Raw genomic sequence first — 24,286 nt, 5'->3', positions numbered from 1 at the left:
ACCGCGAAAGCTATTTCTTTGCCCTTCTTGAAAGCACAAACAAAAATAGCAGGAAGCCTCCAATTACGGCGAGGATTGCCGCCAAAAAGCCCATGTTCAGTCCCGTACGATCCGAGAGCCGATATATTTCGGCCTCTTCCCTGTCAAGAATAATCGTATAGTGTCCATCTTCACTGCGGACGAGATCATTCAAGAGCAGTCCCTGCAGCTCTTTCCCTTCTTCGAGCTGATCCGTTGGTATAGTGACACTTTGGGTTTGTGTAGTATTATTAATGGCAACCACCGATACTTCATCCTGGTATTCACGCTTATAAATAGCCATTCCATCTTCTTCGTGCAGCAAATCAAATGTGCCTCTTGTCAATGAAGGCAGTTTCCCTCTGATTTCACCTATCCTGGAGATATAATCGATCAATTCCTTATCTGTCAGGAAATTCATTTGCCGTCGGTTATCTGGATCCTCTCCGCCATCAAGGGCAATCTCGCTTCCATAGTAAACAATCGGGATGCCTGGGGAAGTGTACAAGTAAGTGAGCGCCAGCCTCCATCGTGGGCCTGGGTGATTATTATTTTGGATAACATCCCGCGTAAAGCGGACTGTATCATGATTATCCATGAAAGTTCCCATTAAATAAGGATCTTCATAAATGCCCCCGTTCCGCTTCGCTGTAGAAAATAGCCAATCCAGCGTCTGGTCAGGCTGGGAAAACGCCGTACGCAGATGGTCATTCAGAGGGTAATCGACAAACCCGTCAATTCCTGCCTTGTCATATTGGGCAATATAATTGGGATCGTTCGACCATACTTCCCCGATCAGATAAAAATCTTCCTTCACGCTTTTTACCTCGCGGGAAAAGTCATTCCAGAAATCAACAGGTACATGCCGGACCGTATCAAGCCGGTAGCCATCTATATCCGTCTCCTCAATCCACCACTTTGCTGCATCAAGAAGGTATTTGCGAACATCGGGATTGTCCTGGTCCAAATCGGGAAGGCCGTATAGCCAGCCGTTTTCAAGGTCTTCCTGGCTATTCCAGTTGTTAATCTCTTTTTCCTGATGGAACCAGTCCTTTTTATCCGGATCCTCGAGCCAAGGGTGGCCAGGTCCTACATGGTTCACAACAAAATCAAGGATGATTTTGATGTCACGCTTATGAGCTTCCTGTACCAGTCTCTTAAACTCCTCCATTGTTCCAAAATGCTCTTCTGTCGCATAAAAGTCATTGATCCAGTAGCCGTGATAGCCTTTATCGATATTATCGAAAACCGGTGTCAGCCAAATCGCTGTAAACCCCATATCCTTAATATAGTCCAGCTGCTTGGTGATGCCTTCAAAGTCTCCGCCATGATAGGCTTTTGGGTCTTTTACATCAACTTTGTAGTCATTGGAATTATCTCCGTTATTAAAACGATCTATCATCAGGAAGTAAATCGTTTCATCCTGCCACTTCCGTTCCTCTTTTTCCACAGCCCCCGCAGGAAGGCTGAAGGAAATAAGAATGAAAATGAGGGTGAAGCCTAAAAATGCCTTTTTCATTCCCGTCCTCCTCCAAAATTCAAGCAAAGGCCTGGAAGCCTTTGCTTGTTTGTATCTATATTAGATTATCCCTTTGTACCTCCAGCCGTCAAACCCGATACAAAGTACTTTTGGAAGGAGAGGAACAGGATGGCGATTGGGACGGCAATCAGCACCGCACCAGCAGCAAAGGTGGTAAATTCGGCGCCAAACTGCTTTGCGACCATGTCATATAAACCTACGGCCAGCGTATATTTCTGTTCTGTTCTTAGTAGAATGCTGGCAATAATGAAGTCGCCAAATGGAGCAATAAAGGCGAACAGCGCTACTACTGCGATCATTGGCTTTGCCAATGGCATAACAATTTGCAGAAAGATCCGCATATGTCCTGCGCCATCGATTTTGGCTGATTCATCCAGCTCTTTTGGAATGGTATCAAGATAGCCCTTCATCAGCCAGGTATTCATTGGAATTTGACCGCCAACATAAATCAAAATCAATCCAAGATGCGTATCAAGCAATCCCGTGAGCTGCGCTAGAATAAAAATAGCAATTAAGGCGGCAAAGTTTGGGATCATCTGCAGGATCAGGAACAAGACCAAGCCGTTTTTCCGGCCGACAAAGCGGTAACGGGAAAATGAATAGGCTGTAAGGCTGACCATAATCACAGTCAGGAGCATGGTGAAAATGCTGACCTTCAGTGAATTCCAATACCAGTGCAGGTAATTGCTTCGTTCAAGGTCGAATAGCTTCTCGTAATGGGCCAGGGTTGCATTCTCAGGGATGATGCTGGAACCCGACAAGCTCTGCCCCGGGTTGAATGAGGAACCAATAATCCATGCCAACGGATACAGGATGATGGCGACCATGGCTAAAACAACTAGGTAACTGAGTGTCAGTCTGATGTATTTCTCTTTTTTTATGCTCATATCACATCATATCCTCTTCCTGGAATGATTTCGTTCTCTTAAACTGCCAAAGTGCTACGGCAATTACTATGGCCGAAAGCATCATTGTGATAGCTGCAGCCTTAGAGTACTGTGCTGATGTCATTGTCAGGCGATAAATCCACGAGATCAGGATATCCGTCCCGCCGGCGTTCGATCCTGGGACAGCAGGTCCTCCGCCGTTGAAAAGATAGATGATATTAAAATTGTTAAAATTGAACGTATACTGCGTAATTAGGATTGGCGCAGTGGCAAACAGGACCAGCGGAAGCGTGATATTCCTGAACTTTTGGAAATTGGTAGCACCATCCACAGTGGCCGCTTCGTATAATTCATTTGGAATCGACTGGAGCACTCCGGTGGTCATTGCAAAAATGAATGGGAAGCCAAGCCAGGTTTGAATCAAAATAAGCGCAATCTTTGTATAAACCGCTTCTGTCATCCACGGGATTGGGCCTATGCCAAAGAAGGCAAGGATATCATTGTTAATGGTTCCGAAGGATTCATTGAACATGCCGGCAAAAACAAGTATGGAAACGAACGCCGGTACTGCCCAAGGCAGAATGAAAATCGTACGGATGATGGCTTTGCCTTTCAAGTCTTTCTGATTCACCACAATAGCCAGAAAAATGCCCAAGGCAACCTGGAATGTGGTAGCTGCGAATGTCCAAACAATCGTCCAGGCAAAAACAGAGAAGAATGTCTGTCGCCAAATATCAATTTTAAAGATGTCAATGAAGTTTTTAATTCCTACCCAGTCAACAAGTTTAGCTGGAGGAGAATGGTAAAGGTCGTAGTTGGTAAACGCCAGCAGCACCACAAACAGGATTGGGAATATAACTACAAATACCAGCAGCATGAACCCAGGAGACATGATCAGATATGGGAAGCCGTTATCAACCAGGTTATGGTACTGTTCTTTCAGGTTTGTCAGTCTTTCACCTTTATCCCTTTTCACGCCATTGCGGTAGGCATCACGGAGGTTAAAGAGATAAAAGGCGATTCCAAAGATGACGACAATAACTGCCAGAATTCCATAAACCAGCAGGAATATGGAATGGTCACGCGGAGTTTTTTCCCCGAGGGTGAACAGGCCCCAAAGACCAATGTTTAGAAGGTCGGCGAACACGTAGAAAAAGGATGCTGCCAAAATTAAAAATGAAACCCCTTTTAAATATTGCTTGTGGTATAACTGGCCCAGCCCCGGAATGATTGAAAGGGCTGTGGCAATTTTTCGGTGGTTGGTTTGATAGGATACATCAGCCATCCTATATTTCCCCCTTTCTCTTTCTCTATTTTTTTAAAAAAGCATCAGGTGCTTTAGCAGACGAAATGCGGAAGCGCCTTGGTCAGCCCCGACAAGCGCTGGAGGGCCATCTGATGAAGTCGTTCTTTGACTTCAACAGATGGACCGAAGCGACTCGAGGGGCTAGACGCTGGAGCTGGACAGTTATCTGAGTGCCCAAACTTTTACTATTATAAAGTGGTTTTCTGCCTGCCAAAACATCTGAACCTCTCTGAAGTGCAATCGTTTGTCCTACTACAGGAAAAATCCTCATAAAAAGAGATAGCAGTACCCCTGGGAGGTACTGCTATTCAATTTCACTCCTTATTTGGAGTGATTTGCCTCGATGTTTTGCTTAATTTGGTCTACAGCGGAATCAAGTGCTGCCTTTGGTTCAGCCTTGCCAGTTACAACGGTTTGCAGAGCATCCGCCATTGGCTTCCAAACCTCGGACATTTCAGGAATGTTTGGCATTGGAACCGCATCCTGAGTTTGAAGCGCAACTGCTTTTGCCCCTTCATCTTCAGCGATTGCCGGGTCTTCGACCAATGCTACATTGGTAGGTACTTCTTTTGTTTGTTCGAAACGGTATTTCGCGTTTTCATCATTTGTTATGAACTCCAGGAACTTGGTTGCCCACTCCTGGTTTTTGGAGAATTGAGACACATGCCAGCCTTTGACACCCATGAATGTCTTCATAGGTGTTCCATCAGCGAACTTCGGAAATGGAGCTACGCCGTAATCGATTCCGGCATCTGCCATTGCTCCAAAGGCCCATGGTCCGTTCATGACGGAAGCTACTTTCCCTTCATTGAACAGGCCATCCATTGCGGAACCGCCGCTTTCACCGATGATCCCATTTGGGAATAGCCCTTCTGAATACCATTTTTGAATATATTCAGTACCTTTAACAGCACCTTCATTGTTTAAGCCAAGATCTTGCGGGTTTAGAGCACCATCATTTTCGGCAAAAACATAACCGCCATTGCCGCCGATTGGTGCGTGTGCAAAGTAAAAGTTATCCCAAAGAGCAAGGAAGCCGTACTTTCCATCTTTTGTATTTTCCTTAGCGAAGTCATAAAGTTCTTCCATTGTGGCAGGAACTTCGGTCATCAAAGCTTTGTTGTAGATGAAAACCGGTGTTTCAGCCGACTTTGGAAGTCCGTATAATTTACCGTCATAAGATTGGGCGAGAATGGAAGACTCAGAGAACAGGGCCTTTGTTTCATCGCTGACATCAAGTTCCGCAATAAGGCCTTCGACTGCGACCTGGCCAATTTGGTCATGCGGAAGGGTCACGATATCCGGGCCAGTTCCTGCCGGACCATCCAGGCGAAGCTGGTCGCGCATCTTTGTTGCCATTTCAACTTCTTTGAACTCAATTTTAATGCCGTGTTCTGCTTCAAAGTCAGCCGCCACTTTTTCCAGCCATCCTGATTTATCTTTATCTTCCCAGACAACCAGTTTTTCGGGTTTAGCTGCTTCTTCTTCCGTGTTGCCTGTAGCCGGAGTACTTGTTTCTTCTTCTTCTTTCGGGCCGCAAGCTGCAAGAGCGCCAATCACTAGGATCAGCATCATGAAAATGGATAATGCCTTTTTCATGTGTTCCCCTCCTAAAAATATTTGATCTTTTTGTGTTGTCCAAATTAGTTCTCCTTAACAGCGCAAACGTTTGTCCCAAACGGCGCACCACTGTGAAAACGATTGCACAACCTACTTTCATTATAAGGTTTCTTAAGAGTTTTACAACTAGTTTTTTATAATTTTTTTTCTTCCATCCTCTTATTATTAATTTTTTGTGAATCTCCATATCATGATTGACAACAAATATTTTCCTAATTTAACCTTAACTGTAATATAGTATATAAATAGGTTATGTTATTTTGCCGGGGAATGCCGGAAAATCTTATTTGATGAAAGGATTGTGTACTTATGCTTAAGGAAGCAATTTACCATCGTCCCAAGGACAATTATGCATACGCTTGCACTGATGAAGAGCTGCACATCAGGATCCGAACGAAGAAAAATGATGTTGAGGAAATTACGCTAGTCTACGGCGACCAGTATGAATGGGTCGACCGGCAATGGATTACATCTTCCATCCCCATGGAAAAAAGCGGCTCTGACCAGCTTTTTGATTATTGGTCGGTGGTGGTCAACCCTCCCTATAAAAGAATACGTTATGGCTTTATCCTGAAGGATGATGCCGAAACCATATGCCTTACCGAAAAAGGTTTTTACGCTGAGCCGCCTACAGATGATACAGCTTATTACTTTTGCTTCCCCTATTTAAATAATATTGACGTCTTCAAGGCACCAGAGTGGGTGAAGGATACTGTCTGGTATCAAATATTCCCCGAGCGATTTGCCAACGGAAACACTGACAACGATCCTGCCGGCACGCTCCCATGGGGAAGCAAAGCTCCGACCCCTTCCAATTTCTTTGGCGGTGACCTGGAAGGTGTCATTAAGAATATAAATTATCTTAAGAAGCTTGGCATCAGCGGGATTTATTTTACGCCTATTTTTAAAGCGCATTCAAACCATAAGTACGATACGATCGACTATATGGAAATCGACCCCCAGTTCGGCGATAAGGACACGTTAAAACGTCTGGTTAAGGTCTGCCATGATCATGGAATAAAAGTAATGCTTGATGCTGTCTTTAATCATAGCGGCTTTTACTTTGAACAGTTCCAGGATGTTCTGGTGAATGGGGAGAAATCACGTTTTAGGGACTGGTTCCATCTGCGGGAATTTCCTGTGGGTGCCAATCCTTTGCCAAACTATAGCACATTTGCCTTCGAGCCAAAAATGCCTAAGCTGAATACCGAGAACCCCGAGGTGCGGGATTATTTGCTGGAAGTGGGCCGCTACTGGGTACGGGAATTCGATATCGATGGCTGGAGGCTGGATGTGGCCAATGAGGTGGACCATGCTTTCTGGAGAGAATTCCGCAGAGAGGTCAAAGGTATAAAGCCTGACTTGTACATACTTGGTGAAATCTGGCATGACTCTATGCCATGGCTGCGGGGAGACCAGTTTGATGCCGTTATGAACTATCCATTCATGACCAACATCCTCAATTTGTTTGCCAAGGGAACGATTACTCCAAAACAATTTATTGAGAACATGACTAACGTGATGTACATGTATCCCCACAACGTAAATGAGGTTGCCTTCAACCTGGTTGGCAGCCACGATACACCGAGAATCCTTACAGAATGCGGTGGAGATAAGAGTAAGATAAAACAGATATTCACGATTCTCCTGAGTTTCTATGGTACTCCTTGTCTATATTATGGTGATGAAATCGGCATGGAGGGTGTCATGGACCCTGGCTGCCGGGAATGTATGCGATGGGACGAAGACAGGCAGGATAAAGACTTATTGGGCCATGTTCAAAAGCTGATCAGCCTCCGCAAAAAATATCCTTTGCTGGCGAACGCAGGTGATCTTCAGTTTCTTCCTCCGGACTTCCATGAAACCTGTTTTGCTTACACTAAATCGGACGGCAATAAAACAGTTCTTGTCATCCTTAATCATAGCCCGGAGCCTGCGCAGTTTGATTTGCCTGCCGAATTCAAAGGCAGAAAAACAAAAAACCTGTGGACCAATGAACAATATGAGGCAAGCACAGAAAAGCTGGACGGAAGAGGGTTTGCCCTGTTGGAGTTTTAAATTGCGAATAAGCGAGTGTGTCTCCCCGGACACACTCGCTTATTTATAGATCACTATTCTGCTATATTTACATTATAGTCCCTGAACCAGATGTGGATCTGGGCGATATGGGCCAGCAGCTGCGGACCTGTCATCAGCTGGCCAAACCATGGCGAAGAGAAGCTTTTCCCGTTTGTTTCAATCATGGTCAACAGTTGTTCCCTGTCAAAGAATTCATGCAAGGCGCTATTGGAGTCTTCGAGAAAACCGGAAAGCATGCTCTTGACTCCTTCCGTATAAGCAGGATGATGTGTTTTCGGATAGGGACTCTTCTTCCGATAGAGAACCTCATCAGGAAGAATTCCCTCGAGGGCTTTTCTCAAAATCCCCTTTTCCCGATTGCCATGCATCTTCATCTCCCAAGGTATGTTCCAAACGTATTCTACCAATCTATGGTCTGCAAACGGGACTCTCACTTCCAGGCTCGCTCCCATACTCATCCTGTCTTTTCGGTCGAGCAGCGTAGTCATAAACCAAATGATATTCAGGTAAAACAGTTCACGCCTTTTTGCCGCGTCACCGGATTCTCCTTCAAGCCGAGGAACCTCAGCGATCGTTTCGGCATATCGGTCCATCATATATTCTTCCAGGTTCAGTTTTTTTCGCCAATGTTCCCGCAGCAGCCCCTGTCTTGCTTCAATGGACCTCATCCATGGAAAACCGTCCCGCTTCAAATCCTCTTCCCGGCGGAACCACGGATAACCTCCAAAGATTTCATCTGCGCATTCCCCTGACAAGCCCACAGTAAAGTCATTTTTAATCTCACCGCAAAACCACAATAGTGAAGAATCGATATCTGCCATTCCTGGCAAATCACGATAATGGACAGCCTGTTCGAGGAGTCCGGCCAGCTGCTGCTGGGAAATCACACAATCATGATGGACAGTCGAGAAGGCATCCGACATCTTTCTGATCCAGGCTGCATCCGAGTTAGGCTGGAATTCATTCTCCTTAAAATACTTGGCATTCCCTTCGTAATCTATGGAATACGTATGCAGCCTCCCTTTTCCGGAAGCTTCATACTCTTTTGCTGCAATCGCTGTAATGGCACTCGAATCCACTCCTCCGGAAAGGAAGGTGCACAGGGGAACATCCGAAACCAGCTGGCGTTTAACCGCATCTGTGAACAGGAAGCGAATTTTCTCTGCAGTCTCATCAAGACTGTCACGATGTGTTTCACTTTTCACATTCCAATACCGCCAAATTTTCAGGCCATTCTTCGAAAAATGAAGGGCATGTGCCGGTCTTAATTCCTTGATCCCCTTGAAGACTCCCGTACCGGGAGAGCGGGACGGCCCTACTCCAAATAGCTCATTCAGTCCCTCAATGCTGACTGCCGCCTTGACTTCCGGATGGGCAAGAATGGCTTTCTGCTCTGAAGCGAAGAGCAGCCCGGCAGAAGTCTCCGTAAAGAAGAGCGGCTTTACTCCCAGACGGTCCCGGCCAATAAAAAGTATTTCCTCTGCCTCATCCCAGACGGCAAAGGCAAAGATTCCGTTTAAGTACTCCAGGCAATTTTCTTTCCATTCCAGGTACGCAGTTAATAAAACTTCTGTATCAGAATGGCCATCAAAAGAATATCCTTTTAGTGAAAGCGTTTTTCTCAAATCTTCGGTATTATATAGTTCACCGTTATAGCAAATGGTATAGCGGTGATTTCCCTTGTTTCTGGTCATCGGCTGCCGGCCGCCCTCGGGATCCACAACCACAAGTCTTTTATGGCCCAGGGCAACATGCGTTTGAACCCAAATATTGGTATCATCAGGCCCTCTTTTGGCCAAGGTATCCGCCATCTTCAATACGGTTTTCCGCTCATTCTGCAAATTTCTTCGATAATCAATCCAGCCGGTTATCCCACACATTTAATATCCTTCCTTCCTTTAGCGGAACATATCCATTTTTTGGGCTATGGTTAATCTTATGCAGCAGGAATATGGATGGTTAAAATTAGAGACGATATCTTTTCATTTGCAGTTATAAAATTCGGCAATGATGTCTAGAAAGGATGGTGAGTAGCTAAATACGGAGGTTAATGATGAATCGACAGCAACGAATTAAGCTAATAGAAAATCAGCTTGGAGCATTTGATGCCGGCACAATTGAGTTCATTAACCAGCAATGGGTTTTTTTCGATGAGGAAACGGAAGAAGCTTCGCTTTTGGAGCATCATATCAACCAGGAAGTCGAGGTTTTTCGTGATCATAGCTGGCAGAGAGGATTGCTGCTCGAAAACGGGAAAGTCCAATGTGACAGGAAAATAATAAGCCTGTTTGACGGTGAGAATATCAGGATCAGGAAACAATTGATCTATTCCCTGGAAAGACTGCTGGATGAACTGAAGGATGAGGCCTTTTTGTATTTTATCAATACCCTGAACTCCCTTCATTTTTCCATCCATGATTGTATTTACTGCTATAACCACCTTACCTTCCTCAACGGAAATGAGGGAGCCTGCGGGGTAAACTTCCTGATTTTTGACAACGAAGAATGCATCTGCAGCATCCAGCACCATTTTGATTATGCCAGTTCTCATAGCGACCGCTTTGAATTTACCCTTAGCAGCGGAAAGCGTACTGTGATTGAAAAAATCTCTTAGAAAAGAAAAAAAGCTGCGCAGGCAGCTTTTTTCTTTTCTAAAAGATATACGTTCCCAATGGAAGGGAAAATCCAAGGTACAGGACAAGTACAAAGGCAATGATAAATTGAATCCACAATACTTGTGTTCTTTCTCCCTTTGCCGTCCGCCCCAAAATCATTTCGATCATCGCGATGACCCAAAGGCCAACGACCACTTTTAAAATATACATCATGCTGATATTGGCCAGGCTGAAAAGCATACCCAGGCCAGTCGCAAGAATAAGTATGTACAAGACTCGCAAAATCATCTGTACAATCTTGAAACCTTTTTGTTTTCCGCCCTTGTGCAGGCCCAGAGCAACAAAAAATAAAATGACAGCCAAGAACCATGCGGTCATATGGGCATGTACCATATTGCTTGCCTCCTATTATCAATAAGTCTGTTTTATCATATCACAGGAGGACAGATTTTCCTAAAAATATGGTGGGAAAAGGAAGAAAATTGTCGAACTATCCTTTATTCCCCAACTCTATTGACCAGCTTGCCTATGCCCTCGACAAATATTTCAATTTCATCCCCTTTTTGCAGGAATTTTGGAGGATGAAAGCCTTTTCCTACTCCTGAAGGGGTACCGGTTGCAATAATGTCACCTGGTTCCAGGGTCATTCCTTTGGACAGTTCAGCTATGATCTTTTGAATGGGAAAAATAAAATGTTCCGTATTTGACGATTGCCGGACTTCGCCATTCACCCTGGTCTCAATCCTCAGGCTGTTTGGACTTCCAATGGCGGAGGAATGAACAATCCATGGCCCCATTGGACAGGTGCCGTCAAGGCTTTTGCCGATAAAATATTGCTTATGCCTTGCCTGCAGGTCACGGGCGGTCACATCATTGATGATCGTATAGCCAAATATATGCCCAAGAGCATGCTCTTCTTTGATCGCTCGTCCCCCTTTGCCAATGACAACCGCAAGTTCTCCTTCATAATCAAGTTCTTCTGTAACCTGTTCATGGATAGGAATGGATCGGCCGTACCCGATGACAGTTGTCGGCGCCTTGGTGAATACCATAAGATGCTCCGGAATGTCTTCCCTGCTGCCGAGCTCAAGCGCATGTTCAATATAATTTTTGCCCACACAAAATATATTTTTCGCGGGACGCGGAATAGGGGCCAGCAGGCTCACCTCTGATAGGGGGAGAAACAGTTCCTCCCCTGCCATCTCGGAAATTTCATGAACCTTGGTTAAAAACTCTCCACCCAAGGCGATGCACTCGTGCATGGTTTTCGGAATCGTATTTATTCCCTCAAATTTCTGCTGTACCCGTCCCAGGGCAAGAACCTTTTCCCCTGAATCATGAACCATGCCAATAAAAACGCCCTGCCTGTCTTCTGCTGTAACGAACTTCATGTGTAATCTGCTCCTTGTTTTTATTGAATCCCTTCCCTTAATTCACAAACTTGCCGGTTTTGCCTTTTGCTTCCCAATATTCATTTCGCAAATGTACCTTCTGTATTTTACCTGATGCGGTCTTCGGGAGTTCATCGACAAATGTGACACCGGTAATGGCCTTGAAGTGGGCCAGCTTTTCCCTGGAAAAGCCTATCAGTTCCTTTTCCGTAATAGCGGTCCCAGGGCGAAGCACGACATAGGCATGTGGTGTTTCTCCCCACTTTTCATGAGGAACCGCAATCACAGCCGCCTCAAGAACTGCAGGATGGTCATAGAGAACGCCTTCCACTTCGATTGAGGATATGTTCTCGCCTCCCGAGATTATGACATCTTTTTTGCGGTCGACAATTTCGATATTTCCATATAAATCGACATTGGCCATATCCCCTGTATGCAGCCAGCCATCGCGAATCGCTTCCATTGTTGCTTCGTCGTTCTTCCAGTACCCCTTCATGACTCCGTTGCTTCTGACCACAACTTCCCCAATTTCCGTCCCATTCCCGGCAACCTCTCCTCCCAGCTCGTTAACAACCTTCACTTCGCTGCCAATCATCGGGACCCCGGCTTTCGCTTTCATCCGGTACTGTTCATTTAATGGAAGCCCTTTCAAGTGGGAGCGTACGATGGAAACAGTGCTGAGGGGCGAAGATTCTGTCATTCCATACACCTGGATGAACTCCCAGCCCAGCTCTTTTTCGACTCTTGTTACAAATGCCGGAGGCGGGGCCGAACCTGCGATCACTACCCTTATATCTTTCTTAACCTCAGGGACATGCTGTTCATAATGTTGAAGAATGGAATTCAGCACTGTCGGGGCCATATGCATGACGGTCGCATCGTGCTTGGAAATCGCGGCAAAAATCGATTCCGGAGCTGCCTTTCTTAAGCAGACTTGTGCTGCTCCATTGGCTGTATAGTAAAATGGCGAGCCCCAGCCATTGACGTGGAACATGGGCAGTACATGAATGAGGATGTCCTCATCACTTACCCGCAAATGGTGCATGGAACTTAATGCATGCAGGTAATTATTCCTATGGGTCAGCATGACGCCCTTTGGATTTCCGGTAGTGCCGCTCGTGTACAGCAGACTACAAACATCCTGTTCATCAAGGACCTCCCTGTCGAATGGCGCCTCAGAGTTGCCTTTAAGCCACTCATCATACCCTGTCTCCGGGCTCTCACCGTCATGGTAATGAACAATGATCCTCTCAACGGTCTCAAGCTTGTCCTTTACAGGGACAATAAGGTGATAAAGCTCCTGGTCGACAAACAGCACCTTGGATTCACTATGATTCAGGATAAACAGGTAATCATCCGGTTTAAGGCGGATATTTAGGGGGACCATGACAGCGCCAAGCTGAAACACTCCGTAAAAGCCTTCAAGCATTTCGACTGTATTTGGAGCGAGATAGGCAATCCTGTCTCCTTTTTTCACGCCAAGCTTCCTGAGCCCATCGGACAGTCGATTTACCCGGCTGTTCAATTCCCGGTATGTAAACTCTCTGTCCTCACAAAAAATCGCTTTCTTTTCTCCATATAAAGATACGGCTCGATCCAAAAACTGCGTTAATATCAACGGTACGTCCATAACAATCTCCCTTCCTCCATACAGAAAATTCTAATAATATCGTACCATAATCTTTCAAGCTGATAATGTCGGTTTGTGTCGGTTTTCGATTATTAATTAAATATAGGCATTTTAATCACATTCTTCCTCCGCTGACATAGCCTATTAGCAAAACCTCAATAAGGGTGTTGTATTATGCCGGCAATCGTTGGAGCAGTACAGGTTATATCAGTTAGCAGCAGCGGCGTATTCCATATTGGTGACGTCTATAAGATCATGCCAGTTTCCACTTCCAAGACTTTTTCAGGGGCAGGATCATTTAATACGGGAGATTCGGTGACTAACTATAATAGCAGAAGCTCTACTAATACTTTCGACCAGGATGGCTTAGATCAAGGTATTCTTTTCAATGCCTAAACAGATAGGTGAGAAAGATGGCAAATTATTATATAAAGCAAAGCATATGCATTAATTTAATTAGGATTGACGGGATCAGCAATTCATCCGTCTTTCAAATTGGCAGTGCAGGAGTGATTAAGCCGGCTTCCTATCTTTATAATACTGGAGGATTTACACAGCCAGCACCAGAGGCAAGCCCGCCAGCTGCGGCTGCCGCGGCATTCAGCCCAGAACCTCTTGTCCCTCTAGCACCTGTAAGAAGTTCTTCCCCATAAATGAGGAGGTGAGGTCTGTGAATAATCAAATGTATCAATATTTGAGGGAGCTTCATATCTTTATCGAACGCCAAACAAAAAAGATATATATGCTGGAAAAATCAATGAATGAATTACGCCAAGAAATCGCCAGCCTAAAAGAACGCCCTCCCGTGCAGATTGGGACACTTGAATATAAGTTTGATCAATTGAAGGTCGAAACACTTGAAGGAACACTGAATATTGGCTTGAATCCCACAGACCTTGAAGGGATCTCCGATTTTTCGGTTGACAACAAAAGCATGCAATCACCGATCCCTCCAAAAACCCCATTTAAAATAGTGAGGAACAATGAGATTGAGAGCGAAATTATGGAGTTTTTGGAAATTTCTCTCCCACAAATTTATGAGCAAGCCCAAGATGAGCTAAAATTTACCGTAAGCGACTCTTATTACCCCTTAATAAAAGAAGATATTATAAAGCAGCTGCCTCAGCGGATTTCTTCCCACCTCGCCAGTTTACCGGCTGATCAGCGAAATTTGGATAAAGCAGCCAAACAGGAAATCACAAATAAAATCAAGCATGAAATCCAGCAGGGCGTCCGCCTGTTTTTAAGCCAGCTGCAACAGCAGGAAAGGGAGGGAAAAACTTGATCTTCAATGTATATAATAGAGATATTCAAGTCGGAAATATTCATGTTCTTGGGGTGGCCAGCTCGGCTCTCTTTCTTATAGGAGACGCTGAAACAATCCAGCTGGCAGCTACGTTCGACACCCCGCCTGAATCCTTTATCTCCGGACCATTTGTGCCACTTGCGCCTGAGGCAAGATAGCATGGCCCCTCGAACTACTGTAGTTGATGAGTTGGAAATAAAAGCTGTGATTTTCAGTTCGGTTTTACAAATAGGTGATTCTCAGCGGATTCAAAGTAGTGCGCGGGCTCTTGCCGTTCAGCGGCAGGCAGAGATTTTCTTTGGGAATGAAGGAGATTTGGCTCCCTATGGCATTTTCTCCGAACCTATTCCCCTTCCTTCGATTACGGAACAAGTTCAGATGTATCAGCATAATATCAATCCCTGTATAAAAGTTGGGAAGATTGATATTTTAGGTGTATCCACTGCAGCCGTTGTGCATCTGGGAAACACTTGCCATGTAACAATGGAAGCAAGAATAAAGCATATTCGCCAGCTGTTACCTGATGATGAACAACAGTGAACTTGCGTGCATATGTTAAAAACAGGAGCCAAAAAGAAAAGGATGTTTTAAATGCCAGCTTTTGTCGGGCCAGTGCAAATCATTAACGTCGGAGGGGGTAACGTCCAATTTGGGGACTCCCTTATTATTTCGCCAAAGAGCGCTTCAAAGACAGCCTCTGGGCAAGGTGCGAGCAATACAGGGGGCTTTGTCCTGACCAATAATGGTTTAAACGCTAACAATGTCGTTGATTCCAATTTGGTTGATCAGCCAACAATTGGTAATAACTAACAAAAAGGACTGACCTCTGGGTCAGTCCTTCCTTCATTATTTTGTTAATCCAGTTTCAAAAGATGTCCTCCGTCAAAGAAGAAGAGGTAGCGTTCCTTTACCGGGACTTTCCATACCTGCTCAAGAGCTTTTGCATAAAGAGCCAGCTGGATACGATACCTCTCTTCGAGAATCGGCCGGGCCTGTTCAAATCCGCCTTTATACCGGTCTTCAATTGCATCGGATTTGAAGTCAAGCAAGACCAGCCCCAATTCATCCTCAAACACGCAATCCACGACTCCCTGGATGAAAATTTGCTCATCTTCCCCATTCCAGTCCGGATAGACTTGCTCAGCCGGCAAGGACAAGTAAAACGGCACTTCTCTGTTTACCTTTTCCGCATTAAGCAGGCGCTGCCCCAGCTCTGTGTCGAAAAATGCCAGTATCCATCCAATCTCCACACCTTCCCTCTGCTCAGGGTACAGGAGCTCCGATGCGGTCATTTGATCCAATTGCTCCGTGAGAGACTGCTCGGTCACTGGCTTTCTTAGGTCGATATGCTGCATGACCATGTGCATCGCCGTCCCCTTTTCCGCTGGAGTAAGCTTCTTTTCCTGCATGAATCTCGGCCGGTTCAAAATCGGTTTGGAAAACGTTCGAAGGAAATCCGTTCCACTCTCTGCGTCACGCACCTCATGATTGCGTTTCATTTCAGTAACGGACTGCTTTGAACGGTGAGTTGCTGCTTCACTGTACGCATATTTCCAGGATAGCTGTGTTTGGACTGCTTCAGCATAAGATGAAGGAGAAGAAACAAGTTCTCCTGACCTTATTTTTTCCAGCTTATCTTCGCGTTCGAAGTTCTCCTCCTCCCACAGGCGGGCAACATCGTTTGCCTCATAAACATGAATCTTCCAACGGGAAGGATGGTCTGCCAGGTCATTGTCAGTGTCCCTTTCATTCCCAAAAGTGGAACCTGCATCCCGGTGCCTCGCCAGGGCAGGGCCAATCCACTCAAGGTAGCTGTTGGCAGACGCCCTTGAATAGTCTTCGAGCAGCCACTCGGGGGAGCTTGCGGCCTGGGACCACTTTTCAATCGTCTTTTGGGCATCCTTCACCGTAGACAACAGAAACAGCTTCTCCTTGGCACGGGTAAGGGCCACATACAACACGCGCATTTCCTCAGCCAGCATTTCCATTTTCTTCTTTCGCTTAAAAGCCAGCTGCGGCAGCGATGGGTAGGAAATTCGCTTATCAGGGTTCACGTACTTTGACGCAAATCCATATTCTTTATCAAGCATGAACGGCTTCTTCAAATCCATCGTGTTGAACTTGCGGGCCAAGCCCGCTACAAAAACGACCGGGAACTCCAGTCCTTTGCTGCTATGGATGGTCATAATCCGGACCACATCCTCCTTCTCCCCAATGGCGCCTGCAGCACCGAGGTCGTCTCCGCGGTCACGCATTCGTTCAATAAAACGGAGGAAGCGGAACAAGCCGCGGAAAGAAGTGGATTCATACTGCCTGGCCCGGTCATACAAAGCCCGCAGATTGGCCTGACGCTGCTTCCCTCCAGGCATTCCGCCGACAAAATCATAAAAACGGGTCTCACGGAACAGATGCCAGATCAAATCCGAAACAGCTTCCTTCCTGGCTTTTGTCCTCCACTCCCTGAGACGGTCGTAAAACGGCCTGGCCTTTTCATAAAGTTCCTCATGTCCTTCGCCTGCAGGCCGCGCACAGAAGGCAGAAAGAGCATCATAATAGCTTCCTTTTCTATCATGGATCCGGATAATGGCCAGCTCCTCTTCATTTAGCCCGACAATCGGCGAGCGCAGCACAGAGGCCAGCGGTATATCCTGGAACGGGTTATCGAGGACCTTCAGAAGGGAAAGCATGATGGCCACTTCCGTCGCTTCGAAATAGCCGGTTGATAAGTTCGCATAAGAAGGAATCCCCTGCTGCTTGAACTCTTCCATAAACTGCGGCGCCCATGTCATGGAACGGACCAGGATGACAATATCACGATACTTTATTGGCTGCCCACTTTTGTTTTTAGGATTATAGACAGGCCTTCTCTCCGAAATCATTTCCCTGATCTTCCTGGCCATCAGTCTCGCTTCCAGCTGGGACTGCTCAAGCTCTTCGGCATCAAAGCCTTCTTTTGGCCCATCCTCTTCCTCCGGCAGTGCAGCCCCATCCTGGTCGATGAGCAGGAGTTCTACCGGAAATGGCTCATCAGGATAAGGAGCACCTTTTTTCAGTTCGGCATTCTCGTCATAGTCGATTTCACCAACCCGTACTCCCATGATTTGCTTGAACAAATAATTCGTTCCATCGAGCACTTCCCCGCGGCTGCGGAAATTCCTCGCCAAATCAATTTTCAGTCCTGTTCCGTCCCCTTCGGCGGTAAACCGGCTGTATTTGTTTAGGAAAAGGTTTGGTTCAGCCAGCCGGAATCGATAGATAGACTGTTTGACATCGCCAACCATGAATAGATTGCCGCTGTGTTCCCCATCGGCCGTGACAAGCTGCAGGATTGCTTCCTGCACCATATTGGTATCCTGATATTCATCGACCAGCACTTCCTTGAACTTTTTGCGATAGTTCAAAGCAGCCTCGGAAGGAACAAGCTGCTCTCCCGCTTCGCCTGAATCGGAAAGAATGTTCAGTGTGTAATGCTCGAGATCTGAAAAATCGACCAGGCCCTTTTCCTGTTTTACAGCGGCGAACCGTTCCCCAAATATCTTCACCAGCCTGGTCAGTGTCTCAATGACAGGCTTCATCTCCTCCATATCTCTCAGGAAACTGGACGGCTTGCGTGAAAAGAGCTCCGTTTGCATTTCCTGCACCAGTTTTTTCGCTTTATCCCTTAGCTTGCCTGACTTGTCAATCAGTTCCTTGTCGTATTCCTTCGGGCTGCATGCTTTTGCCCGCTTAAAGTCCACCTTCTGCATCATCTCGTAAAGAGCCGTCCAGGATTCTTGCTGAGCAGATATCAAGGACTCCACAAGCACAAGGTCTTCAAGGAAATTGGCTGCTCTCGGTGCTGGGCCATTGGGCAGCTTTGTCAATTCCAGCCCCTGCTCCAGCAGCCGTTTCGCTCCCTGGAGCTGCAGTTCCAAATCAAGTTTTAAGGACTGTATGAAAGGAAGGTCATCAATCGAAGCGTAGCTCGCCGTGTCATACATCGACGCGATGGAATCCAAGTAGCCCTCCGGGGAAGGATTGGACCTGGAAAAGTCATATAGTTCGAGAATAATGTCTTTTAAGGCTTCATCACTTCGGTCGTTGGTGAAGGTATCAACAAGCCTGAAAAAGGAAAGATTGTCTTTCCGGCCGTACTCTTCCTCAAATAATTCATCTATCACTTCGTCCCTTAACAATTGTCCTTCCGTTTCGTCGGCTATCCTGAATCCGGGGTCGACATCAATCAGGTAATAATACTTCCGGATGACTTCAAGGCAAAAAGAATGAAGGGTCGAAATGGACGCCCGGTTAAGCAGGCTCAATTGCTTTCGCAAATGGGCAGAGCCCGGCTGGCTGTCAATCGCTTTTTCAAGGGCTTCTCCGATTCGATGGCGCATCTCGGCAGCGGAAGCGTTGGTAAAGGTTACCACTAATAGCTCATCGACATCCAGCGGAGCATCCTCAGAAATGATCTTTTTTATAATCCGCTCTACGAGTACCGCTGTTTTGCCTGACCCGGCAGCTGCCGCAACGAGAATATCCTGTCCTTTTGCCATAATCGCCTTCCACTGGTCATCTGTCCAGGTAGCTCCCTCCGGTTTAGGAGGGATTTTCATGCTAGTCAATCAGGTTCTCCTCCTTTCTGATCGCCTCAAGGATATCTTCCTTGCTTTTCGGGACAAGCTTTCTAAATTCGTTTGTTTCGATGGTTCTGTCAAACTGGCAGATAGACTTGAAGGAACAGAAGGTACACGGCAGCCTGTCCTTTAGCTTAAATGGCGCAATATCCACAACGCCGCTGACAATTTCATTCCCTGTCTCGATGTATTTTTGCCGTACGAACCGCCGTAAATGATCAAAGTCCTCACGGCTTGCAACCTTCGAAGCCTTTGTCATGCTGCCATCTTTCTTGAAGCCGGCGCTGATGATTTGGGAGCTTGATCCACTGTCGAGTTTGCGGTCCATCATTCGGATGACATTTTCATCAGCCAGCAGAAGTCCATTCATCTTGAACTGCTTAATGATCTCCTCTTCTATTTCATCCAGCGAAAGCATTCTCGACGCATTCACGATTGGATCATGGACGTGGAAATAGAGGACTCCTGCAGGATCCGCTTCCTTTCCTACAATCAGCGGCGAATGGGTGATGATAATATCCAGGTACGTCAGCATCTGCAGGGCAAGTCCGTAATAAACCTCTGTGAGGTTCAACTCTTTATCGCTTGATTTATAATCAAGAACCCTGAGGTACATTCCGTTGTTATCCTCCGCTTTGTCCACCCTGTCTATCCGTCCCATCAGTTCCATTTTAGTCCCGTTTTTCAGGGTAAAGCCCAGCGGCGGAAGTGTCCCCTGGCGCCCGAACCCCAGCTCAAGCCCAACAGGCGAGAAGCCGCTGGCCTTTGCATGGTCGCTCATGACGATGGATGCACGACTGATGATTTTTTCGAGTTTCTGCTTAATATAATGATGGCGGTTCGAGCTGAGCAGGATTTCATTTTGAAGCCTTGGAGCCAGCTTCTCCACCGCATCCTTCGCAAGCTCCTCGGACTGTGCCCTTGTCAGGCTGGCCCATGATAAGTTCTCCCTCATCACTGTTTCGGCAATGTATTTTAAAGCGGCATGGAATAAATCCCCGATATCGGGAGCCTCCAGGCGGAAAATCTGCCGGTCCCGAAGCCTCAAGCCGTGCGTAACATAATGCGAGAACGCGCAGCTGTTAAAAAGCTCCATCCTGGATACGCTGGCCTGAATTTCTTCCCCGTATAGCTCGGTGCTGACCTTTTCGGACAGCTTTTGAGGACGGTTTTCATAAAACAGGCTGCTTAGTACCTTGCTTGCCACCTCTTTCCAGCGGGTGTTTCCCATATAGTAATCATATACATCCCACCAAAGATCATAAATGGGATAATTCCGTTTCTTGAGCTGGAGCTGGGATGCAAGGTAGCTCAGCGCAGTATTTTCACCCGAAACATATTCTAGCTGCTCCAGCTCTGATAACTCGGATGGGTCAGCCGCAAAGACATGCCTTATATGGTAAGGGAACAAATCCTCCATTCTCTTGATATAAGAGGATGGAATCAGCGCCTTGCCCTCTTCATTGGCAATTGGATAGCAGACATAAAGCAATTCGGATGGAGTCGTGAACGCCTTATATGCCAGGAAGTTCTCATCAAGAAGCTTTTGCCGGCTGGTGGCTCCGAGCTGCAGTCCCCCTTCCTTTAGGGCTTCGCGGTCATCGTCGCCAAGAATTCCATCCTCTGTCAGCTTGGCAGGGAGCACACCTTCATTGACTCCGATAACAAAAGCTGCCTTAATGTCAGCAAGCCTTGATTTTTCCAGGTCAGCCACAAGCACCTGGTCGATCGCAGGAGGAATGAGCGAGAAGTTCAAGGATTCAAATCCGGCATCCAGAATAGCCATGAACTGGCTTAGGGACACTTCTTCTTCACCAAGCATCTCCACAAACTCATCTAGTAGCTCAATGACCGCATTCCAGGCCTGGTCATGCTCTCTTGCTTCCACCAGCCTTCCCTTCGATTCGGCTGCCAGCCGCCATTCTTCAAGCTTTGCGGGAATATTGAGCTCTTCAAGGAAAAGGTAGACGGCTTCACACAGTTTGCGGCCATTGTCCGCCCGCTTTAGACGCCGGGCCATTCGCTGCAGCGGGGCCGTAATCATGCCCCGCAGCCGGTTCAATAGCTCTTCCCTCTCTTTCTCGGCATCTGTCTGTACCTGTTCCGAGTGTTCAAGTCCCCGGATGCGTCTGTAAACCCATGGATCTCTCCTTGTCCATTTGTCCCCCTGAATCCCATAGGCGAGCACATAGTTTTCCAGGATATCCATCCGCTCTCGTTCCTTCTCGATGCTCGCTCCCAGCGGAAAGAACAAGTCCGTCTTTATCGCCCGGAAAATTGGCTCATACCGCCAGCTTCCAATCACCGTTTCAAGGCTTGAGCGCACCAGTTCAATAAGCGGATGGCTGAGCATGGTGCTCTTGCGGTCTATAAAGTATGGAATCTCATAGTCTGTAAATACCGTCTCCAGAATATCCCGGTAATCCTGGCCATTTCGGGTCAGAATGGCCATATCCCGATACCTGAATCCGCCTTCCCTGGCAAGGCTCCGGATTTTACGGGCAATTCCCTCCACCTCGGCGCGCCGGTTTGCGGCTTCGGCAATATGGATATTGGCACGTGCCTGATAAGGGTTCGCAGGACGAGATTCAAAAGCGCTCTCGAGATGCTTAAGCGACTCATCCTGCCACCTGAGCTGGCCAGATAGGGTTACCTCATCCTCGAGTTCGATTCCGTTTGCCTGGACGATTTCATGCAGAGTCCGGCAGGTTTCCCCGGTAAGCCTGAACAGGTGGAGTTCATCCGGCCCATTATGCTTGAATGCACGGTCAAGCGGCAGGGCTATGGTGACGCGCCGGGCAGTCTTCATCAGCTGCTCGATAATCCTGTATTCAAGCGGGGTAAAAGTGTAAAAACCATCAATATAAATTTCGGCATCTTTTAAGTAATGTGAGGATGGAATCTTTTCCGCCAGCAAGCGAAAATAGTCTTCCGAATCAATGTATTTGCCGAATAGTTCATCTTCAAACTGGCGGTAGATGATCTCCAGGTCATGGAGCTTTTCCCGGAGCGCCTTGTCTCCGGTTTCCCCGCCAGGTTCTGAAGCAAGGTCTTCAGGCTTGATTGCATATCTCTTAAATTCAATCAGCATTTGTTCCATCTGTTCGATAAAGCCATTTTTATCAGCCGTGCGCTGAAAAATTTTCAAATCGTCTTTTTTATCTTCAATGATTTTCCTGATCATCATGCTGACCCCGACACTGGTTAGGTGATAGCGGGTAAATCCGCCAGTTTCCTGAAGGATCCTCCAGGCAAGCCGGGGAAAACTATAGACCTGGGTCCGGATCATGCCTCCAAGGCCAGGAGTTGTCGACAGCCGGTATTCCGACAGGAAGGACATCTGCTCGGGCACAAGGTAGACAATCGGATCTCCTGCCGGGTTCTCAGTCAGCTTGCCGATAATTTCCTTTAAGCATAGCTCCGTCTTGCCGCTCCCGGAACGCCCCAATACAAAGCGAACAGCCATATCTCTTCCTCCTTTTAACCTATGTTTCTATTAATTGATGATACCATAACCCGGTGGTGATGAATGCGAAATAGTATTGCCAAAAACAACCTTCAAAAGCAGGTTCATCCGCATACCCTATCCTGGGTGATACTATGTACTCAAAAGCAAATATGCCAACTGCCGTTGTTCTTTTGACAGCCTGTGCCATCCTGGTGGCAAGTAATATTTATACCTTGGTCCCCATCTATGGAATCATTGCCAAAGACCTTGGCATCCCTGCTGGTGATGTTGTCTTGGCCGGGAGCCTGTTTACCTGTTTTTATGCCTGCGGGCTTCTTTCCCTTGGTATGCTGTCATCGTTCACAGGATTGAAAAAGGTGCTAGTTTTCGGACTCTTGGCCTCCGCACTGGCGACGTTTTGCGTCGGATTGTCCTCTGGGCCGGAGAGCCTCTGGGTAACGCGCTCCATCCAGGGGTTTACGCTTGCTTCCTTTGCTTCTGTTGTGTTTGCCTACTCCTACGATGCATTTCCGGTTAAACAGCGTACGATGCTTGTCGTCCTGATCAATACAGGATTTCTGATAGCGGGCATCTTCGGACAGCTTGTCAGCGCTCTTCTCACTGCCTGGCTTTCCTGGACCAGCGTGTTTCACTTTTTTGCTGTTTGCTACCTTATTCTGTTCGCGCTGGCTTTCCTCCTTCTGCCCGCCCCTCCCGCATCCGTGCGGGAAACGGAATCTATGTTTCTTGTGTTCCGGTCCCTGCTCGGAAACCCTTACTTATTAAAATGCTATATTGTCTCTTTTACGCTCCTCTTTTCGGTGATTGCCTTTTATGATGCCCTCGGGAGGTTCTTTACCGGTTCTGAGGCCGACCTCTTCCTGATACGGACGGTCGGATTGATTGGGGCTTCCGTATCCCTTTTCACTGGAAAATTAATTGAAATAGCCGGTGAAATTAAAACTTTGGCTGCCGGGCTTGCTGCGGGCGCGGCCAGCGTTTCCGCCATGTCCATCTTTCATACAAATGCTGGCCTGATTATTTTCTCGATCGTATTTGTTTCCTCCATCTCGCTTACCATTCCCACGGTCATAACCTTAATTGGCACTTTTGCCAAAAACAACAGGGCAAAGGCGCTTTCCCTGTACTCTTTTATCCTGCTTACAGGCGCCAGCCTGGCACCCGGAATCGCCTCCTTCTTCGGCTTCTTCGACGTTCTCCTGCTCCTGTCCGCCATTTTCACCGGCAATTTGGGAATTTGCTATCTGCTTTTAAAAGGAGGACCGTGCGCTCCTGAAAATGGGTAATAAAAAGGATTGGGCATTCGTCGCCCAATCCTTTTCAGCCTTAGTCCAAATTGTCGCTGCCAACATAACCCATATTGGAAATATGCTGTCTGGTCTCCTCGTCTCCAAGTTCATAGATCATAGCGTACATTTCCTTCATCGTATCATCATACTCGGGATTTGTTTTATTGGTATGATACTGCTTGAAAGGAACGTGCGCCTCCCAAAAAGATTTCCAGTCCGCCTTATAATTGTCAACCATGAATTCTTTCAGATGCTTTACTTCCTCATCTGTTGCCCTGATTTTAAATTGCCCTTCCGGTTCCGCTGCCTGCTCCAGGATTTCCCCGCTGGCGATACTTACATAGTAGGTTCTTTTTTGTTCTTCCATTCATGCAGCTCCTCTCTTTTTAATTGATTTACCCAAGCAGGTGCCCGTTGAACCTCAAACAGCATGCTCATCTTTATTAAAAGCTCCGGGTGGGCGCAAATGGGACAGGAGGTGGCTGTCAGGTACCTTTTTCGGGGAGTTCGCCGAAAAAGA

At 46.8% G+C, this 24,286-nt stretch carries 20 protein-coding genes; 9 read left to right on the top strand and 11 right to left on the bottom strand.

What is annotated here, in order from left to right; all coding sequences use genetic code 11:
• Window positions 1-10: 10 nt before the first annotated feature.
• The 4 genes from ADU22_RS09015 to ADU22_RS09000 all read right to left on the bottom strand — a co-directional run bounded on the left by ADU22_RS09015 (window position 11) and on the right by ADU22_RS09000 (window position 5,350).
• A complete protein-coding gene (locus ADU22_RS09015; RefSeq protein WP_053361851.1) occupies window positions 11-1,537 on the bottom strand; it encodes an alpha-amylase family glycosyl hydrolase in 1,527 nt (508 codons plus the stop codon).
• A 65-nt stretch (window positions 1,538-1,602) separates the two neighbouring features.
• Entirely contained in the window at window positions 1,603-2,445 is an 843-nt protein-coding gene (locus ADU22_RS09010) for a sugar ABC transporter permease (protein WP_046525435.1), read from the bottom strand.
• Between the two features lies 1 nt (window position 2,446).
• Window positions 2,447-3,730: a carbohydrate ABC transporter permease gene (locus ADU22_RS09005; protein ID WP_053361850.1), complete on the bottom strand. Its 1,284-nt coding sequence runs from the start codon at window positions 3,728-3,730 to the stop codon at window positions 2,447-2,449.
• A 342-nt stretch (window positions 3,731-4,072) separates the two neighbouring features.
• Window positions 4,073-5,350: a sugar ABC transporter substrate-binding protein gene (locus ADU22_RS09000; RefSeq protein WP_053361849.1), complete on the bottom strand. Its 1,278-nt coding sequence runs from the start codon at window positions 5,348-5,350 to the stop codon at window positions 4,073-4,075.
• A 330-nt stretch (window positions 5,351-5,680) separates the two neighbouring features.
• On the opposite strand from ADU22_RS09000, the gene ADU22_RS08995 reads away from it, so the two are divergent.
• Window positions 5,681-7,429 (top strand): alpha-glycosidase, encoded by a 1,749-nt coding sequence (locus tag ADU22_RS08995; RefSeq protein ID WP_053361848.1) that lies wholly within the window; start codon window positions 5,681-5,683, stop codon window positions 7,427-7,429.
• A 53-nt stretch (window positions 7,430-7,482) separates the two neighbouring features.
• On the opposite strand, the gene asnB is transcribed toward ADU22_RS08995, so the two are convergent.
• A complete protein-coding gene (asnB, locus tag ADU22_RS08990) occupies window positions 7,483-9,330 on the bottom strand; it encodes an asparagine synthase (glutamine-hydrolyzing) (RefSeq protein WP_053361847.1) in 1,848 nt (615 codons plus the stop codon).
• Between the two features lie 173 nt (window positions 9,331-9,503).
• Between asnB and ADU22_RS08985 the strand changes: the two genes are divergently transcribed.
• Window positions 9,504-10,064 carry a DUF2777 domain-containing protein gene (locus ADU22_RS08985; protein ID WP_053361846.1) on the top strand — a complete coding sequence of 187 codons (561 nt, stop codon included), beginning with the start codon at window positions 9,504-9,506 and terminating at the stop codon, window positions 10,062-10,064.
• Window positions 10,065-10,101: 37 nt separating this feature from the next.
• On the opposite strand, the gene ADU22_RS08980 is transcribed toward ADU22_RS08985, so the two are convergent.
• The 3 genes from ADU22_RS08980 to ADU22_RS08970 all read right to left on the bottom strand — a co-directional run bounded on the left by ADU22_RS08980 (window position 10,102) and on the right by ADU22_RS08970 (window position 13,086).
• Entirely contained in the window at window positions 10,102-10,458 is a 357-nt protein-coding gene (locus ADU22_RS08980) for a YisL family protein (RefSeq protein ID WP_053361845.1), read from the bottom strand.
• Between the two features lie 104 nt (window positions 10,459-10,562).
• Window positions 10,563-11,456, bottom strand: coding sequence for a fumarylacetoacetate hydrolase family protein (locus ADU22_RS08975; protein ID WP_053361844.1), 894 nt, complete (start codon window positions 11,454-11,456; stop codon window positions 10,563-10,565).
• Between the two features lie 37 nt (window positions 11,457-11,493).
• A complete protein-coding gene (locus ADU22_RS08970) occupies window positions 11,494-13,086 on the bottom strand; it encodes a long-chain-fatty-acid--CoA ligase (protein WP_053361843.1) in 1,593 nt (530 codons plus the stop codon).
• Between the two features lie 174 nt (window positions 13,087-13,260).
• On the opposite strand from ADU22_RS08970, the gene ADU22_RS08965 reads away from it, so the two are divergent.
• From ADU22_RS08965 to ADU22_RS08940, 6 genes are read left to right on the top strand one after another with little or no spacing between them, the layout of a single operon-like run.
• Entirely contained in the window at window positions 13,261-13,482 is a 222-nt protein-coding gene (locus tag ADU22_RS08965) for a spore germination protein (protein WP_053361842.1), read from the top strand.
• A 17-nt stretch (window positions 13,483-13,499) separates the two neighbouring features.
• Complete coding sequence (locus ADU22_RS08960; protein WP_053361841.1) at window positions 13,500-13,739, top strand: spore germination protein GerPB; 240 nt, start codon at window positions 13,500-13,502, stop codon at window positions 13,737-13,739.
• 17 nt (window positions 13,740-13,756) lie between these two features.
• Window positions 13,757-14,371 (top strand): spore germination protein GerPC, encoded by a 615-nt coding sequence (gene gerPC / locus ADU22_RS08955; protein ID WP_053361840.1) that lies wholly within the window; start codon window positions 13,757-13,759, stop codon window positions 14,369-14,371.
• Window positions 14,368-14,550 (top strand): spore germination protein GerPD, encoded by a 183-nt coding sequence (locus tag ADU22_RS08950; RefSeq protein ID WP_053361839.1) that lies wholly within the window; start codon window positions 14,368-14,370, stop codon window positions 14,548-14,550. Before gerPC ends, ADU22_RS08950 begins: the two co-directional genes overlap by 4 nt.
• 1 nt (window position 14,551) lies before the next feature.
• Window positions 14,552-14,932, top strand: coding sequence for a spore germination protein GerPE (locus tag ADU22_RS08945; protein ID WP_053361838.1), 381 nt, complete (start codon window positions 14,552-14,554; stop codon window positions 14,930-14,932).
• A 51-nt stretch (window positions 14,933-14,983) separates the two neighbouring features.
• Window positions 14,984-15,202 (top strand): spore germination protein, encoded by a 219-nt coding sequence (locus ADU22_RS08940; protein WP_053361837.1) that lies wholly within the window; start codon window positions 14,984-14,986, stop codon window positions 15,200-15,202.
• A 44-nt stretch (window positions 15,203-15,246) separates the two neighbouring features.
• Here the strand turns inward: ADU22_RS08940 and addA are convergent, their stop codons facing one another.
• The gene (gene addA / locus ADU22_RS08935; protein WP_053361836.1) at window positions 15,247-18,987 is read right to left on the bottom strand and encodes a helicase-exonuclease AddAB subunit AddA; all 3,741 of its coding nucleotides are present in this window, start codon (window positions 18,985-18,987) and stop codon (window positions 15,247-15,249) included.
• Between the two features lies 1 nt (window position 18,988).
• Window positions 18,989-22,474, bottom strand: a complete 3,486-nt coding sequence (gene addB, locus ADU22_RS08930) for a helicase-exonuclease AddAB subunit AddB (protein WP_053361835.1) — start codon at window positions 22,472-22,474, stop codon at window positions 18,989-18,991.
• Window positions 22,475-22,608: 134 nt separating this feature from the next.
• Between addB and ADU22_RS08925 the strand changes: the two genes are divergently transcribed.
• On the top strand, window positions 22,609-23,763 hold the full coding sequence (locus ADU22_RS08925) for an MFS transporter (RefSeq protein WP_053361834.1): 1,155 nt from the start codon (window positions 22,609-22,611) through the stop codon (window positions 23,761-23,763).
• A 40-nt stretch (window positions 23,764-23,803) separates the two neighbouring features.
• On the opposite strand, the gene ADU22_RS08920 is transcribed toward ADU22_RS08925, so the two are convergent.
• Window positions 23,804-24,133 (bottom strand): hypothetical protein, encoded by a 330-nt coding sequence (locus ADU22_RS08920; protein WP_053361833.1) that lies wholly within the window; start codon window positions 24,131-24,133, stop codon window positions 23,804-23,806.
• Between the last annotated feature and the right edge of the window lie 153 nt (window positions 24,134-24,286).

Origin of the sequence: Bacillus sp. FJAT-27251, assembly GCF_001273925.1 — a bacterium.
Classification (GTDB): Bacteria; Bacillota; Bacilli; order Bacillales; family Cytobacillaceae; genus Mesobacillus_B.
Note: the sequence above shows the minus strand (reverse complement) of the source record. Positions and strands in the feature narration are given on the sequence as shown.

Coding starts and splice junctions, on each gene's coding strand:
- ADU22_RS08920 (WP_053361833.1), bottom strand. CDS start 24,133: ATGGAAGAACAAAAAAGAACCTACTATGTAAGTATCGCCAGCGGGGAA.
- addA (WP_053361836.1), bottom strand. CDS start 18,987: ATGAAAATCCCTCCTAAACCGGAGGGAGCTACCTGGACAGATGACCAG.
- ADU22_RS09015 (WP_053361851.1), bottom strand. CDS start 1,537: ATGAAAAAGGCATTTTTAGGCTTCACCCTCATTTTCATTCTTATTTCC.
- ADU22_RS09000 (WP_053361849.1), bottom strand. CDS start 5,350: ATGAAAAAGGCATTATCCATTTTCATGATGCTGATCCTAGTGATTGGC.
- addB (WP_053361835.1), bottom strand. CDS start 22,474: ATGGCTGTTCGCTTTGTATTGGGGCGTTCCGGGAGCGGCAAGACGGAG.
- ADU22_RS08975 (WP_053361844.1), bottom strand. CDS start 11,456: ATGAAGTTCGTTACAGCAGAAGACAGGCAGGGCGTTTTTATTGGCATG.
- ADU22_RS08945 (WP_053361838.1), top strand. CDS start 14,552: ATGGCCCCTCGAACTACTGTAGTTGATGAGTTGGAAATAAAAGCTGTG.
- ADU22_RS09005 (WP_053361850.1), bottom strand. CDS start 3,730: ATGGCTGATGTATCCTATCAAACCAACCACCGAAAAATTGCCACAGCC.
- ADU22_RS08940 (WP_053361837.1), top strand. CDS start 14,984: ATGCCAGCTTTTGTCGGGCCAGTGCAAATCATTAACGTCGGAGGGGGT.
- asnB (WP_053361847.1), bottom strand. CDS start 9,330: ATGTGTGGGATAACCGGCTGGATTGATTATCGAAGAAATTTGCAGAAT.
- ADU22_RS08985 (WP_053361846.1), top strand. CDS start 9,504: ATGAATCGACAGCAACGAATTAAGCTAATAGAAAATCAGCTTGGAGCA.
- ADU22_RS08965 (WP_053361842.1), top strand. CDS start 13,261: ATGCCGGCAATCGTTGGAGCAGTACAGGTTATATCAGTTAGCAGCAGC.
- ADU22_RS08925 (WP_053361834.1), top strand. CDS start 22,609: ATGTACTCAAAAGCAAATATGCCAACTGCCGTTGTTCTTTTGACAGCC.
- ADU22_RS08980 (WP_053361845.1), bottom strand. CDS start 10,458: ATGGTACATGCCCATATGACCGCATGGTTCTTGGCTGTCATTTTATTT.
- ADU22_RS08960 (WP_053361841.1), top strand. CDS start 13,500: ATGGCAAATTATTATATAAAGCAAAGCATATGCATTAATTTAATTAGG.
- ADU22_RS08970 (WP_053361843.1), bottom strand. CDS start 13,086: ATGGACGTACCGTTGATATTAACGCAGTTTTTGGATCGAGCCGTATCT.
- ADU22_RS08995 (WP_053361848.1), top strand. CDS start 5,681: ATGCTTAAGGAAGCAATTTACCATCGTCCCAAGGACAATTATGCATAC.
- ADU22_RS09010 (WP_046525435.1), bottom strand. CDS start 2,445: ATGAGCATAAAAAAAGAGAAATACATCAGACTGACACTCAGTTACCTA.